General features: G+C 75.3%; 11 protein-coding genes. 4 read left to right on the top strand and 7 right to left on the bottom strand.

Features of this window, described 5'->3' with window-relative positions; all coding sequences use genetic code 11:
- The first annotated feature begins 64 nt into the window (after positions 1–64).
- The 4 genes from SM793_RS16130 to SM793_RS16115 are packed head-to-tail and all read left to right on the top strand — an operon-like array spanning position 65 to position 6,427.
- A complete protein-coding gene (locus tag SM793_RS16130) occupies positions 65–1,645 on the top strand; it encodes a class I adenylate-forming enzyme family protein (protein WP_320438872.1) in 1,581 nt (526 codons plus the stop codon).
- Positions 1,642–2,877, top strand: coding sequence for an FAD-dependent monooxygenase (locus tag SM793_RS16125; protein ID WP_320438871.1), 1,236 nt, complete (start codon positions 1,642–1,644; stop codon positions 2,875–2,877). Before SM793_RS16130 ends, SM793_RS16125 begins: the two co-directional genes overlap by 4 nt.
- Positions 2,874–5,015 (top strand): FAD/NAD(P)-binding protein, encoded by a 2,142-nt coding sequence (locus SM793_RS16120; protein ID WP_320438870.1) that lies wholly within the window; start codon positions 2,874–2,876, stop codon positions 5,013–5,015. The genes SM793_RS16125 and SM793_RS16120 overlap by 4 nt, the downstream gene beginning before the upstream one ends.
- Positions 5,012–6,427, top strand: coding sequence for a lyase family protein (locus tag SM793_RS16115; protein ID WP_320438869.1), 1,416 nt, complete (start codon positions 5,012–5,014; stop codon positions 6,425–6,427). The genes SM793_RS16120 and SM793_RS16115 overlap by 4 nt, the downstream gene beginning before the upstream one ends.
- Before the next feature lie 52 nt (positions 6,428–6,479).
- Here SM793_RS16115 and SM793_RS16110 read toward each other — a convergent pair whose 3' ends face one another.
- The 7 genes from SM793_RS16110 to SM793_RS16080 all read right to left on the bottom strand — a co-directional run bounded on the left by SM793_RS16110 (position 6,480) and on the right by SM793_RS16080 (position 14,596).
- Positions 6,480–7,907, bottom strand: coding sequence for an aldehyde dehydrogenase family protein (locus tag SM793_RS16110; RefSeq protein ID WP_413815971.1), 1,428 nt, complete (start codon positions 7,905–7,907; stop codon positions 6,480–6,482).
- Positions 7,907–9,019: a phenazine antibiotic biosynthesis protein gene (locus SM793_RS16105; protein WP_320438868.1), complete on the bottom strand. Its 1,113-nt coding sequence runs from the start codon at positions 9,017–9,019 to the stop codon at positions 7,907–7,909. The genes SM793_RS16110 and SM793_RS16105 overlap by 1 nt, the downstream gene beginning before the upstream one ends.
- 17 nt (positions 9,020–9,036) lie before the next feature.
- Positions 9,037–9,447: a YybH family protein gene (locus tag SM793_RS16100; protein WP_320438867.1), complete on the bottom strand. Its 411-nt coding sequence runs from the start codon at positions 9,445–9,447 to the stop codon at positions 9,037–9,039.
- Between the two features lie 7 nt (positions 9,448–9,454).
- Positions 9,455–10,258, bottom strand: coding sequence for an arylamine N-acetyltransferase family protein (locus tag SM793_RS16095; RefSeq protein ID WP_320438866.1), 804 nt, complete (start codon positions 10,256–10,258; stop codon positions 9,455–9,457).
- A gap of 99 nt (positions 10,259–10,357) precedes the next feature.
- Positions 10,358–12,430: an anthranilate synthase family protein gene (locus SM793_RS16090; protein WP_320438865.1), complete on the bottom strand. Its 2,073-nt coding sequence runs from the start codon at positions 12,428–12,430 to the stop codon at positions 10,358–10,360.
- A complete protein-coding gene (locus SM793_RS16085) occupies positions 12,423–13,196 on the bottom strand; it encodes a 2,3-dihydro-2,3-dihydroxybenzoate dehydrogenase (RefSeq protein WP_320438864.1) in 774 nt (257 codons plus the stop codon). Before SM793_RS16085 ends, SM793_RS16090 begins: the two co-directional genes overlap by 8 nt.
- Before the next feature lie 224 nt (positions 13,197–13,420).
- Positions 13,421–14,596, bottom strand: coding sequence for a 3-deoxy-7-phosphoheptulonate synthase (locus SM793_RS16080; protein ID WP_320438863.1), 1,176 nt, complete (start codon positions 14,594–14,596; stop codon positions 13,421–13,423).
- Between the last annotated feature and the right edge of the window lie 5 nt (positions 14,597–14,601).

Here is a 14,601-nt window from a genome sequence, read left to right as displayed (position 1 = left end):
GCACACCCCCCGGGACGAAACCCCTGAAAGCACAGCGACCCTAATCCCACGAGAGGGCGGAACGGTGCTCCTTCAGCGCATTGCCAACCGGGGAATCCGACTGGGCACGCTCTTCGAGCGGGCCGCCGTCCGGAACGGCGCGAACGTGGTGATCCTCGACCACGACCTCGACATCGCCCCCGAGCTGGGCCGGCGGTCCACCGTCGCCGAGCTCGCCGACCTGGTCGACGACCACGCCTCGCGGCTGTGGGCCGCCGGGGTCCGGCCGGGCCGCCGGGTGGTGGTCCACAAGTCGAACAGCTTCGACATCACCCTGCTCGCCTGCGCCACGGCCCGGATCGGCGCCGTCCCGGTGCTGCTCTCGCCCCAGCTGGACGGCGCGACCGTCGCCGAGCTGGTCCGCCGCACCGACGAGCCGTTCCTGGTCACCGACGCGGTCAAGCTCGCCAAGGAGCTGCCGGCCGAGGTCTTCGACCTGGCCGCCACCGTCCTGCTGGCCTCCGGCAGCCACCCCGGCGCGGTCGAGCTGGCCGCCCTGGCCGGCTCGCCCCGGGTCGCGCCGGTCACCGCGCCGCCGGACCACCCGACGCTGATCACCCACACCTCCGGCACCACCGGCACGCCCAAGCTGGCCGTGCACACCGGCCGCACCCTGGAGGCCCGCTACCGGCCGCAGGCGCTCGTGCTGCGGCCGGTGGTCCCGGGCCGGGAGACCATCGCCATCCATGTCTCCTTCGTCCACTCCCGGCTGATCACCGCGCTGGCGATCTCGCTGTTCCGCGGCTTCCCGATCCTGGTGCTGGCCCACTCGGAGGCCGGGCACGTGGCCGAGCTGTTCGCCCGGCTGCGCCCCGGGATCCTGGAGGCCCACCCCAACTCCTTCATGGAGTGGGAGGAACTCGCCGAGGACCCGCGCCGCCCGCTGGCCAACGTCAAGCTGTTCTCCTCGACCTTCGACGCGATCCACCCCCGCACCGTGCGGACCATGCTCGGCGCCTCCGCCCGCACCGCGCCGGTCTTCGGCCAGCTGTACGGGCAGAGCGAGGTCGGCCCGGCGGTGGTGCGCTCGTTCTCCCGGCGGCGCGGCGCCGACGCGGACGGCCGCTGCGTGGGCATGCCCTTCCCCGGCTTCACCGACGTCCGGGTGGTGAGCCGCGACGGCCGGCCCCCGTCGGCGGAGAACCCCGGGTACATCGAGGTCCGCAGTGACGGCCGGATCGTCACCTACCTCGGCGAGCAGGCCCGGTACGACCAGCAGGTCGAGGACGGCTGGTGGCGGATGGGCGACGTCGGCTACCGGACCCGCTGGGGCTGTGTGCACCTGCTGGACCGCGAGGTCGACCTGATCGACGGCTTCGGCTCCACCCTGGCCGCCGAGGACGCGCTGTTCGCCCGCCTCCCCCAGCTCGCCGAGGTGGTGATCGTCCCCGGCGCGGACGGCCGGGCGGTACCGGTGATCTGCACCAAGGACGACCTGCCGGTCGAACCGGCCGCCTGGCGGGCCGCCACGGCGGGCCTGCCGCCGATGGCCGATCCGGTGCAGTGGCGGCTGGGTGAGCTCCCGGCCACCGCCACCACCAAGATCAAGCGGCTGGAGCTGGCCCGCCAGCTGGCGGCCGCCGGGGACGACGGGCCGGTCCGGTGACGGCGCGCCACGGCGCCCCCGCCACCGTCCTGGTGGCCGGCGGCGGGATCGGCGGGCTGGCCGCCGCGCTGGCCCTCGCCCGGGCCGGCCACCGGGCGGTGGTCCTGGAGCGGGCGCCGGAGTTCGCCGAGATCGGGGCGGGCATCCAGATCGCGCCGAACGGCATCCTCGCGCTGGAGCGGCTGGGTCTCGGCGACGCCGTCCGGGCGGCCGGGGTGCACATGGCCGAACTGCGCTTCATGGACGGTGTCACCGGCGAGCACGTCACCAGCCTGACCCTCACCGAGCGGTACCGGCAGCGGTTCGGCAACCCGTACGTGGTGGTGCACCGGGCCGAGCTGCACGGGCTGCTGCTGCGCGCCTGCCGGGACGAGCCGCGGATCGAGCTGCGCGCCGCGACCGCCGTCACCGGCTACCGGCAGGACGCCGGGGGCGCCACCGCGCTGCTGGCGGACGGCGGCTCGGTGCGCGGCGACGTGCTGGTCGGGGCGGACGGCATCCATTCGGCGGTCCGCGCCCAGTTGGTCGGCGACGGCGAGCCGCGGATCTCCGGGATCACCGTCTACCGGGCGGTGGTCCCGATGGAGCTGGTCCCCGAGGAGCTGCGGCTGCCCACCTCGGTGACCTGGTGGACCGGCCCGCACTGCCACTTCGTCCACTATCCGATCGCCGGCGGGGCGTTCCTCAACCTGGCCGCCTCCCGGGACAACGGCGCCACCGAGGCGCTCGCCGGGGTGGCGGTGGACGAGGAGCTGGTCGGGGAGCAGCTGGCCGGTCTGACCGCGCCGAACGCCCGGCGGCTGCTGGCGCTCGGCGAGGGCTGGCGCTCCTGGGTGCTGGTGGACCGGGACCCGGTGCGGCGGTGGACGGACGGCCGGGTGGTGCTGCTCGGCGACGCCGCGCATCCGATGCTGCACTACGCGGCGCAGGGGGCCTGTCAGGCGCTGGAGGACGCCGTACTGCTGGGCGAGTTGATGGTCGAGACCACTGAACCCACCGGCACACTGGCCCGGTTCGCCTCCGAACGGCAGGCGCGGACGGCGGCGGTGCAGCGGGCCGCGCGGGAGTCGATCCGGCTCTGGCACCCGGCGGGCGAGGCCGCGCGGGTCAGGAACCGGCTGCTCGGAGCGCTCTCCGAGGGCGAGTTGCATGAGCGGGTGGCTTGGATGCACGGCGCCAAGACCTTTTCATCATCGGATCATCACAACTACGATTTCGAGCCGTGGGCATGATCGACAGTCACCTCCAGATCTGCGTCATCGGCGCGGGTCCTCGCGGTCTATCGGTGCTGGAACGACTCTGCGCGAACGAACGGTCCAGTCCCTCCGGGGCCACCGTCACCGTGCACGTGGTCGACCCGGCACCCCCCGGCGCGGGCCGGGTCTGGCGCACCGACCAGTCCCGACACCTCCTGATGAACACGGTGGCCTCGCAGATCACCGTGTACACCGACGACAGCGTCCGGATCGACGGTCCCGTCGAACCCGGTCCCAGCCTGTACGAATGGGCGAAGTCGCTTGCCCCCGAGGGCAGTCCCGACCCGGCGCCGGTCCCGGCCGGGACCGGACCGGGCGGCCCCGGCCGGCAGCCGGACAGCCCCGACGGGGCGGCCCTGGCCGAGGCCGCCGCCCTCGGCCCGAACACCTACCCGACCCGCGCCTTCTACGGCCACTACCTGCACGCGGCCTTCCGGGCCGTGGTCGCCGCCGCCCCGCCGACCGTGACCGTCCGGGTGCACCGCTCCCGGGCGGTCGCGATGGCCGACGCGCACGGCTTCCCCGGCGGCCCGCAGGGCGTCCGGCTGGAGGACGGCACCCGGCTGAACCGGCTGGACGCCATCGTGCTCGCCCAGGGCCACCTCCCGGCCCGGCCCACCCCGCGCGAGGCCCGCACCGCCAGCCTGGCCAGGATCCACCACCTCGACTACATCACCCCCGCCAACCCCGCCGACGTCCACGTCACCGCGCGCCCGGGCCAGACCGTCCTGCTGCGCGGCCTGGGCCTCAACTTCTTCGACCACATGGCCCTGTTCACCCTCGGCCGGGGCGGCCGGTTCGAGCAGGCGGACGGCGGCCTGGTGTACCGGCCCTCCGGCGCCGAACCCCGGCTGTACGCCACCTCGCGGCGCGGCATCCCGTACCACGCGCGCGGCGAGAACGAGAAGGGCGCGTACGGCCGCCACCTGCCCCGGCTGCTCACCGCCGAGGTGGTCGCCGAGCTGCGGGAACGCACCCGCCGGGGCGGGCCGGTGCGGTTCGCCACCGACCTCTGGCCGCTGGTCTCCCGCGAGGTGGAGGCCGTCTACTACGGCGCGCTGCTGGCCGCCCGGGCCCGCGGCGCCGAGCGCGAGGCGTTCACCGACCGCTTCCTGACCGCCGACGACCCGGCCGCCGTACTCGACGACCACGGCATCCCCGAGGCCGACCGGTGGAGCTGGGACCGGCTCTCCCGCCCCTACGCCGGACGCGAGTTCACCGACCGCGCGGACTTCCGCGACTGGCTGCTCGGCCATCTGCGCCACGACGTCGCCGAGGCCAGGGCCGGGAACCTCAGCGGCCCGCTCAAGGCCGCCCTGGACGTGCTGCGCGACCTGCGCAACGAGATCCGGATGGCGGTCGACCACAGCGGCATCGCGGGCGACTCCTACCGGGACGACCTCGACGGCTGGTACACCCCGCTGAACGCCTTCCTCTCCATCGGACCGCCGGTGGAGCGGATCGAGCAGCTGATCGCGCTGATCGAGGCCGGGGTGGTGGAACTCCTCGGCCCCGGCACCGAGATCCGGATCGACCCCGTCGACCCGGCCTTCGCCGCGCACTCCACCGCCGTGCCGGGCCCGCCGGTCCGGGCCTCGGTCCTGGTCGAGGCCCGGCTGCCGGAGCCCGACCTGCGGCGCACCGACGATCCGCTGCTGCGGCACCTGCTGGACACCGAGCAGTGCGCCGCCTACCGGATCCCCGGCCCCTCCGGGACGGGCTACCCGACCGGCGGCCTCGCCGTCACCGAGCGGCCCTACCGGCTGCTGGACGGCCGCGGCCGGGCGCATCCGCGCCGCTTCGCGTACGGGGTGCCGACGGAGTCCGTGCACTGGGTCACCGCGGCGGGCATCCGGCCCGGCGTCGACTCGGTGACCCTCGGCGACTCCGACGCCATCGCCCGGGCGGTGCTGGCGCTCTCCCCGGCCCCCGAGTGGCCGGGCACCGCCCCCGACCCGGTCGCGGCCGGGTCCGTAGGGTCCGGCGGGTCAGCCGGGTCCGTGGCGTCCGTAGGGTCCGTAGGGTCCGCGGAGCAGGCCGCCTCCGCGGCGTCCGCCGGGTCAACCGGGTCCGGCGGGTCAGCCGAGTCCGAACCGAGAGGCGTCGTCGTATGACCGAACACCCCAGCCCGCCGGCCCCGGCCGAGCCCGACACCGGACTGCTCTCCCCCGTCCGGGCCGGCACCCCGGTCGAGGCGGCCGTGACCGACCGCGCCTGGCTCCAGGCCATGCTGGACGCCGAAGCGGCACTGGCCCGCGCCCAGGCCGGTCTCGGCACCGTGCCGCCCGCCGCGGCCGCCGCGATCACCCGGACCGCCCGGGCCGAGCTGTTCGACGTCCGGCAGTTGGCCCTGGCCTGCCGGGAGACCGCCAATCCGGTGGTCGGCCTGGTCCAGGCACTGACCCTGGCGGTCGCCGCCGAGGACCCGGCCGCCGCCGAGTACGTGCACCGCGGCTCCACCAGCCAGGACATCCTGGACACCGGCGCCATGCTGGTCGCCGCCCGGGCACTGGCCCTGATCCGCGCCGACCTCGGCCGCACCGCCCACGCGCTCGCCGGCCTGGCCGCCGAGCACCGGGACACCGTGCTCGCCGGGCGCACCCTCGCCCTGCACGCGGTGCCCACCACCTTCGGCCTCAAGGCGGCCGGCTGGCGCCAGCTGGTACTGGACGCCGACCGCCGGCTCGCCGCCGTCCTCGCGGACGGGCTGCCGGTCGCGCTGGGCGGCGCCGCCGGCACCCTGGCCGGCTACCTGGAGTACGCCCGGCTGGACGGCCCGGACCCGGAGGCGGACGCCGGCGCCTACCTGGACCGGCTGCTGGACGCGTTCGCGGCCGAGACCGGACTCGCCCGCCCGGTGCTGCCCTGGCACGCGCTGCGCACCCCGATCGCCGACCTGGCCGCCGCGCTGGCCTTCACCGCCGGCGCCCTCGGCAAGATCGCGGTGGACGTGCAGTCGCTGACCCGCACCGAGGTCGGCGAGGTGGTCGAGCCGGCGGCGGCCGGCCGCGGCGCCTCCTCCGCGATGCCGCACAAGCGCAACCCGGTGCTGGCCACCCTGCTGCGCAGCGCCGCCCTCCAGGTCCCGGTGCTCGCCGCCGGACTGACCCAGTGCCTGGTCACCGAGGACGAGCGCTCGGGCGGCGCCTGGCACGCCGAGTGGCTGCTGCTGCGGGAGTGCCTGCGGCTGGCCGGTGGCGCCGCGCACACCTCGGTGGAGCTGGCCGAGGGGCTGCTGGTCCGGCCGGAGCGGATGCGGGCCAATCTGGGGCTCACCGGCGGACAGCTGGTCTCCGAACGGATCGCCGCCCGGCTGGCGCCGAAGCTCGGCAAGGCGGTGGCCCGGCAGCTGCTCACCGAGGCCTCGCTGACCGCCGACCGGGAGGGCCGGCCGCTGGCCGAGGTGCTGGCGGAACAGGGCGGGCTGGAGGGGCACTTCACCTCCGTGGAGATCGCGGAGCTGTGCGACCCGGCCGGGTACACCGGCATGGCCGGCGCCCTGGTGGACCGGGCGCTGCGGCACTGAACCGCAGGCGCGGGGACCTCGCGGGCCGGTGCCCGCGAGGTCCCCGCCCGGTTCAGCCCCGGATGACGGTCTTGGTCCGCATCAGGAACTCCCCCAGGTAGCCGTCGTGCGGCACCCCGGGCCGGATCCAGTACGTCGGGTGGTCGCCCCGGTAGACGTTGCTGATGCTCGGCTCCCGGAGCAGCCGGTCGAACAGCGCGTCGTCCCCGGTGAGCGCGGTCAGTACCAGCGAGTTCCGCAGCGGCGCCACCCCCGCCTCGGGCGTCCACGGCGCCACCCAGACGCAGGGGAAGGCGAGTTCGACGCCGGTCTGCTCGGCGTCCGGCCGGTCCAGCTGGTGCACGGCCGGGCGCAGCACCGCGCTGCCGTCGCCGAGTTCGGCCACCACGCCGTCCCCGCCGAGCCAGGCCCTGGTGCCGGCCGCCCGGCGCAGCAGGTACGCCTCGACCGCCCGGGCCTCGGCCACCGGCTGGACCGAGAGCACCGCCTTCTCGTCCTCCGGCGGCAGGCTCGGGATGCCGGCCAGCCGCTCCGCGATCGCCCGGGCCAGCGGCGCCGGGTCGCCCTCGACCAGTACGGCGGTGGCGTTGATGCAGGCCACGCCGCCCTGGTGGGCGATCGAGTCGACGATCGTGTCCAGGTGCTCGCGCCAGTCGGTGTCCCGGGTGACGAGGATCTTGGACCGGCCGGGGCCCTGCGGCAGCACGGTGCTGCCCGCGTACTTGCGGACCACCTCGTCGCCGCCGTAGACCATGCCCAGGTCGGCGCCGGCCAGGATCTCGTCCGCGGCCTCGTGGTCGGTGGGCAGCAGCATCACCTGGTCGGCGGCGAAGCCCGCCAGCCGCAGCGCGGTGACCAGCCGGTGCGGGGTGAGCGGCTCGCGGCGGGAGGGCCGGACCGCGACCCGGTAGCCGAGCGCCAGTGCCTCCAGCCAGAGCCCGTGCGGGCCGGGGTGGTTGCCGGCCGCGTGGACGGCGAAGACCTCGCCGCGACGGGTCCAGACGGCGCTGCCGTCGAGGGTCGCGCCGTCCCGCCAGTCGCTCACCGCGCCGGCCGGCCGGGCCCGGTAGGCGGACCAGCCGGCCTTCTCGGCGGAGTCGGCGATGGCCCGGGTGGCGTCCCGGACGACCGTGATCGGCACCCCGGAGACCCGGGCGACGGCGCGCTCGTAGGACGGGAAGTCCAGGCCGTCGATGGTCTCCGTGGTGAAGATCCGGCCGGCCCGGGCCAGCGCGGCGAAGCGCTCCTCGGCCGGCAGCGACTCCGCCGCGTGCAGGGCGCGCATCGCCCGGGTGACGAACAGCTTGGGGACGAGGCTGAGTTCGGCGAACGGCGCGCCGGTGACGTCGGCCACCTCGGTGCGGCGCCGGGCCCGGAAGGGCTCGCCGGGGCCGAGCGCGTCCAGCTGGAGCAGGGCCGGCTGCGGCGTGGGCGGCTCGGACTGTGCGGGCTGCCGCGTGGGCCGCGTGGGCTGGGTCATCAGTACACCCCCTCGATCACGGTCTCGTTGTCGAACTCCTGGACCGGGGCGATGTCCGCCACCGCGTCGCCGAGGTGACCGGGCAGCGCGGCGATCCGGGTGCCGTGGTCGCGCTCCAGGTTGTTGGGCATCAGCAGGCTCTTGGACACGTGGTGCATGACCACCTGCCCGCGCTCGCCGTACTCCACCGTCCGCCCGGTCTCCGGGTCGATCACGCCGAAGCTCATGTACGGCGAGTACGGGTCGTAGACGCAGGGGTCGTCGTCGGTCAGCCCGTGCCGCTCGCTGGCGTTGCCGAGGATCATGGTCGAGCCGTAGCCGCTGTAGAGCACGGCGTCCGGGAAGACCTCGGTGCGGTAGAGGTGGCGGGTGTCCGGGTCCATCTGGGTGCCGACCCAGTTGATCGCCCGGACCTTCTCGCCGACCAGCGCGGCGAGGCCGTCGCGGCGGGCGATCCGCTCCAGCACCGGCGGGGTGCACATCAGCACGCCGATGTCCTGGGTCTCCAGCAGGTACGCGACCTGGTCGACGATGTGCTCGGCGTACGCGCCGGCCTCGGCGCCCTTGCCGTCGGAGATCAGCCGCTTCACCCAGCGCGGATCGAGGTCGACGGTGAAGGACAGGCCGCCGCGGTAGGCGGTCTGGGCCTTGATCACATCGCCGACCATGTGCGGGCCGGTGGGGGCGACCACCAGCCAGTTGACGCCCTGCGGCACGCCGTGGCCGTCGAGCTGGGCGCTGGACCAGCCGAGCAGCCGGTCCAGCCAGTCGCGCAGCAGCACGATCCGCTTGGGCGCGCCGGTGGTGCCGCCGCTCTCGTAGACGCCGACCACCTCGGGGCGGTCGCCGTAGCCGCGCGGGATGAGGTCCTCGACCCGGGCGGTGCGCAGCTCGCCGGCGAGGTTGGGGAACTTGGCGAGGTCGGCGTGGGTGCGGACCTCGGTGAGCGGGTCGAAGCCGAGGCCCGCGGCCCGGGCCAGCCAGAACGGCGAGCCGGTCTCCGGCGAGAAGTGCCAGCGCATCGCGGCGCGCAGGTACTCGTCGGGGTCCGGCACGGCGTCGAACGGCAGGTCCAGCAGCGGATCGGCGACGGGGTTGGCTGCAGCAGGCACAGCGGTCCTTCCTCGGGTCAGCGGGCGGTGCCGGGCGGGTTGTCGATCGCGTAGCGCCAGCGGCCGTCCGCGCCGCGCCGGGCGACGTCGGTGGCCGTGCCCTCGTCGCGGAGCGGACCGTCCGGGCCCTCGCCCTCGATCAGGTAGTCCCCGATCAGCAGCGCGAGGTCGCCGGCCACGTAGCACTGCCGGACCTCGATCCGGATCGGCAGGCCGAGGGCGAGGAACCGGCCGGTGGCGGCGCGGCGCTCGTCGCCGGTCACCACCTCGCCGGGCGCGTTGACGAAGACCGCGCCGGGCTCGAACAGCCGCTCCACGGCCTGCGCGTCGCCGGCGTTGAAGGCCGCGGCGAAGACCAGGGGCAGCTGGGCGGGGTCGGTGGGCGGCGCCGGCGGGCCGGCGTCCGGGCGGGGTCCGGTGGTGGTCACGGCGGGCTCATCCGGTCTGGACGGCGGCGGTGACCCCGCCGGACGGCTGGTCGGGCAGCCGGTCGAGGCTGAACCCGAAGTAGGTCTTGTACGCCTCCAGGACGGCGGCGTCGGTGCCGAACTCCTGGGTGCCGCGCTCCCCGCCGGCCACCGTGGAGAGCTGGTTGCCCTTGAGGGTGATCCGGCCGTCCTCGGTCCGCAGCGAGCAGAACACGTCCTGCATGAACGGGGACTCGGGCGCGGTGCGGTACCACCACAGGGTCGGGCGGAAGTCCTCGATCCGCACCGGGCGGTCCTCCAGCCGGTACAGCGGCTTGCCGTTGAGGAACACGTCGAAGCCGCCGCCCTCGACGTCGGCCAGCCGGTACTCGCCGTCCGGGTCCTGCTGGACCTCGCGCGAGGCCAGCCGCAGCGGGTGCCGGCTGTTGCGGCCGAAGCCGGTGTCGACCAGCCACTGCTCGCCGTCGACGGTGACCCGCAGGGCGAGGTGGCACAGGGCCGCGCCGAGGGTGCCGCCGGGACGGTGGACCCGGCCGGGGAGGATCTCCACCTGGTAGCCGAGGGCGGTGAGCAGGAACGAGAGGGCCGGGTTGACCTCGTAGCAGCCGCCGCCCCGGCGCTGCCGGACGATCTTGTCGAGGACCTGCTCGTCCATGTGGATGGGCTCGTCGAGGTGGTAGCCGAGGTTCTCGAACGGCACGGACAGCACCTGCCGTTCCTGGAGGTGGGTGAGCGCGGCGAGGTCGGCCCGCTCGGGCCGTTCGGCGCCGATCCGGGCGAGGTACGCGTCCACCATGGCGTCGTCCAGCACGGTGATCTCCTCTTGTCGGTGGTTCGGTGACTCGGTCGGGGTTTTCCGGCTCCGGTAATGCTTTTTCGAACGGAACGGCTGTGGGACGTGTACGGCCCGTCAGGGGAATTCGGGGGCCTCGGGCGCTATTCGAACGGAATCCGGCAATCCGAGCGCGTGAGCGATCAGATCACCGGTGATCCGTACGCCGCCGAGGGTGAGCACCGACTCGGCGTGGAACTGCACCGAGGCGAAGCCCGGCCCGCGCAGCGCGTGCACCTCGCCGGTCGCGGGGTCCGCGGCGACCCGGACCACGCCGCCGCCGGGGGCCTCGAACTCCCCCGGTCCGCCCGGGCAGGCGTCCCAGGCCGCGGCGAAGGTGTTGTAGAAGCCGACCCGCTCGGCGGCGCCGAACAGGTCGACGGCGCGCTGCACCCCTTGGTTGGGCACCGCGCGGCGGACCAGCGGCAGGCCCAGCTCGGCGGAGAGCACCTGGTGGCTCAGGCAGACCGCCAGGAACGGCCGTCGCGCGGCCAGCAACTCCCGGGCCGCCGTCCGGAGATGGGCGATCTTCGGATGGGAGGTGTCGCGCGGGTCGCCGGGTCCGGGCCCGAGCACCACCAGGTCGGCGCCCTCGCGCGAGTACGGCTCGTCGAACCGGCGCACCCCGACCTCCAGGCCGAGCGCCCGCAGCTGGTGGCCGATCATCGCGGTGAAGGTGTCCTCGGCATCCACCACCAGGACCCGCAGGCCGGCCAGTTCGGGGCGCGGACGGGCCCGTCCGGACACCTCGGCGAGCCAGAAGCCGGACAGGTCCCGGTTGCGCCCGGCCAGGGCCGCCCGCACCTCGGGATGCGCGGCGAACCCGCCCCGGCGGCCGTCCGCCGGGGTGAACGGCCCGGCCGCCCCGGCCCCGCTCGCGGCCAGCAGCCCGGCCGCCTTGGCGCCGGTCTCGGCCACCTCCGAGCGCGGGTCCGAGTGCCGCACCAGCGTCGCCCCCACCCCGATCGCCAGCCGGCCGGTGGCGGTGTCGATGTCGGCGGTGCGGATCAGGATCCCGGAGTCCAGGGAGCGCCCGCCGGCCGTGTCCCGGCCGATCAGCGCGGCCACTCCGCTGTAGTAGCCCCGGCCGCCGGGCTCGTACTTGGCGATCACCCGGGCGGCGGACTCCAGCGGGCTGCCGGTGACCGTGGGCGCGAACAGCGTCTCGCGCAGCACCTCGCGCGGGTCCCGGTGGGTCCGGCCCTCGATGAAGTACTCGGTGTGCGCGAGCCGGGCCATCTCCTTGAGGTACGGGCCGACCACCCGGCCGCCGCCCGGGCAGATCCGGGCCATCATCTTGAGTTCCTCGTCGAGCACCATGCAGAGCTCGTCGGTCTCCTTGCGGTCCGCCAGGAACTCCAGCACGCCGGCGAGGGTCGGCCCCTGCTCCGGGTAGCGGTAGGTGCCGCTGATCGGGTTCATCACCGCCCGCCCGCCGTGCACGCTGATGTGCCGCTCGGGCGTCGCGCCGACCAGGGTCCGCTCCCCGGTGTGCACCAGGAAGGTCCAGTAGGCGCCGGTCTCCCGCTGGAGCAGCCGGCGGAACAGGGTGAGCGCGGCGGTGGTGGTGTCCCCGCCGACGGCGGCGACGAAGGAGCGCCTGAGGACGAAGTTGGCGCCCGTCCCCTCCCCGATCTCCTCGGCGAGCACCCGGCGGACGGTCTGCGCGTACTCCTCGTCGCCGATGTCGAAGGCACCTCCGGTCAGGTCGACCGGGCCGTCGGGGAGGCGGTCGAGCAGTTCGGCGAGCGGCAGCTCCGACTGCTCGGTGACGGTCAGCGCGAGCAGCGGGGTGCCGTCGTCCGGCGCCTCGAAGCCGCGCTCGGCGATCTGCCGGTAGGGGACCAGGACGAGCAGTTCGTGCCGCTCGCCGCCGGGGCGCAGGAAGTCGGGGCGCGGGGGGTCGGACCGCAGGGGGTCGGACCGCAGGGGGTCGGAGCGCAGGGGGTCGGAGGGCGGCTCCGCCGGGGGAAGTCCGGCCGGCGGCAGGTCGGCCAACGGCAGGTCGGCCAGCGTGGCTGGCGCCGACACCTCGCCGAGCAGCAGCTCGACCACCCCCGGGCCGGTGGCCTCGGGCCGGTGCAGCAGCGCGAACGCGGGCGGCCGGGCGGCCAGCACCCGGTCCAGCGGGGAGGGGGTCGCGTCACGCACCGAGCCCGGCACCCCCGTCCACCGTGAGGTCGTGCAGGGTGATGTGGCCGGCCTCGTCGGACAGCAGGAAGGCGACGGCGTACGCGACGTCCTCGGGCCGGGCCAGCTTGCCGAGCGGGATGCCGACCTTGAAGGCGGACGGCACCCCGGCGACGGTGGCGGCCCGGCCGTCGACGCCGTCGGCCCACATCCCGCTGAGCATCGGGGTGTCGGTGGAGCCGGGCGCGACCACGTTGCAGCGGATCCCGTAGCGGGCGACCTCCAGGCCGAGGCTCTTGGTGAAGTGGGTGGCCGCCGCCTTGGAGGCCGCGTAGGCGGACATCTCGGCGCGCGGGGTGAGGCCCGCGTTGGAGGCGACCGTGACGATCGCGCCCCGCCGGCGCGGGATCATGCGGTGGACCACCGCCCGGGAGACCCGGAAGACGCCCTCCGCGTTGATCGCGAACGTGGTCCGCCAGTCCTCGTCGGTGAGGTCGCGGACCTCGCCGAGCCGCAGCACACCGGCGTTGTTGACCAGGTGGTCGATCGGGCCCAGCTCCCGCTCGGCGGTGTCGACGGCGGCCTCGACCGAGGCGCTGTCGGTGACGTCGGCGGGGACGGCCGTCACCGTGAGGCCCTCGGCGGCCAGCTTGCCGGTGAGTTCGGCGAGGCGGTCGGCGTCCCGGTCCACGGCCGCGACCAGCGCGCCGCGAGCGGCCAGCAGCCGGACCACGGCGGCGCCGATGCCGCCCGCCGCGCCGGTGACGAGTGTCACCTTGTTTCTCATGTGCGGACCTCCCTGGGGGACGCGGACCAACAGCTCGGGCCGCGGGTGGGTTGGGGGTGGTGCACGGGTCGGAACAGGATGGTGCGAGCAGTGCGAGCACTGCGATCAGTACGGGTAGCGCGGGTAGTCGGGGTGCGGGTAGTCGGGGTGCGGGTAGCGCGGGTGGTGCAGGGCATGCGGGGCGTACGGGGAGTGCGCGGTACGGGCGGCTGCGCGCCCCGCGCTCAGGAGCGCCAGGCGGACACCACCGCGACCGCCTGGCCCGGGTTGAGCCGCGGATCGCACAGGCTCGTGTACTTGTCGCCGACCCGGGCCAGCCCGGCCGCGTCGTCGGCGCACTCGGTCACCTCGTCGGGGGTGGTCTCCAGGTGCAGCCCCCCGGCGGCGGCGCCCTCCGCCCGGACCGCCCGCTGGAACGCCTCGACCTCCCGGACCAGCTCCGGCACCAGCCGGGTCTTGAGCCCGTCCGGTCCGGCGACGGTGTTGCCGTGCATCGGGTCGCTGAGCCAGACCACCGGGTGGCCGGCCGCGTGCACCGCCCTGACCAGCCGCGGGAGGACCTCGGCGACGCGGTCGGCGCCGAGCCGGGCGATCAGGGTGAGCCGGCCGGGTTCCCGGCCGGGGTCGAGCAGGGCGCACAGCCGCAGCAGTTCCGCCGGGGTGGTGGTCGGACCGACCTTGCAGCCGACCGGGTTGACCACCGAGGCCAGCAGGGCGACGTGCGCGCCGTCCGGGTCCCGGGTCCGCTCGCCGATCCACGGGAAGTGCGTGGAGGCGAGCAGCGGGCGGCCCCGGGCGTCCCGGCGCAGCAGCGGCAGCTCGTAGTCCAGCAGCAGCGCCTCGTGGCTGGTCCACACCGGCGGGCAGGCGACGGACGGATCGCCGGGGGCGAGCCGGGACAGGTGGTCCAGCACCCGGCGGGACGCCTCGTAGCCCACCGCCAGCCGGCGCGGATCGGGGGTGCGGCGGACCGGGTCGGGTTCCGGGCCGTTGACCAGGTGTCCCCGGTAGACCGGGAGTTCGACCCCGTCGCAGAGTTCGGTGGGGCAGGAGCGGGGCTTGGCGAACTGGCCGGCGATCCGGCCGATCCGGAGCACCGGGCGGTGCGTGGTGAGCTTCAGCCGCCCGGCCAGCAGGTCGAGCAGCGCGGCCTTGCGGGCGGTGTCGCCGGCGGTGCACTCCTGCGGGTCCTCGGCGCAGTCGCCGGCCTGGAGGACGTGCGCCTCCCCCCGGGCGACCCGGCCGAGCAGGGCCCGCAGCCGGTGCACGTCGGTGGCCGCGACCAGGGGCGGGCGGTCGGCCAACTCCTTTTTCGCGGCGGCGAGTTCGAATGGATCGGGCCAGTCCGGCTGCTGCCCGGCGGGGCGGTCGGCGAGCTGTCCCAGGAGCAGGTGGTCCACTGACG

The sequence above is a fragment of the Kitasatospora purpeofusca genome (assembly GCF_034043715.1).
Lineage (GTDB): Bacteria > Actinomycetota > Actinomycetes > Streptomycetales > Streptomycetaceae > Kitasatospora > Kitasatospora purpeofusca_A.
The sequence above is the reverse complement of the archived record's forward strand: the minus strand, read 5'-3'. Positions and strand labels throughout refer to the sequence as shown.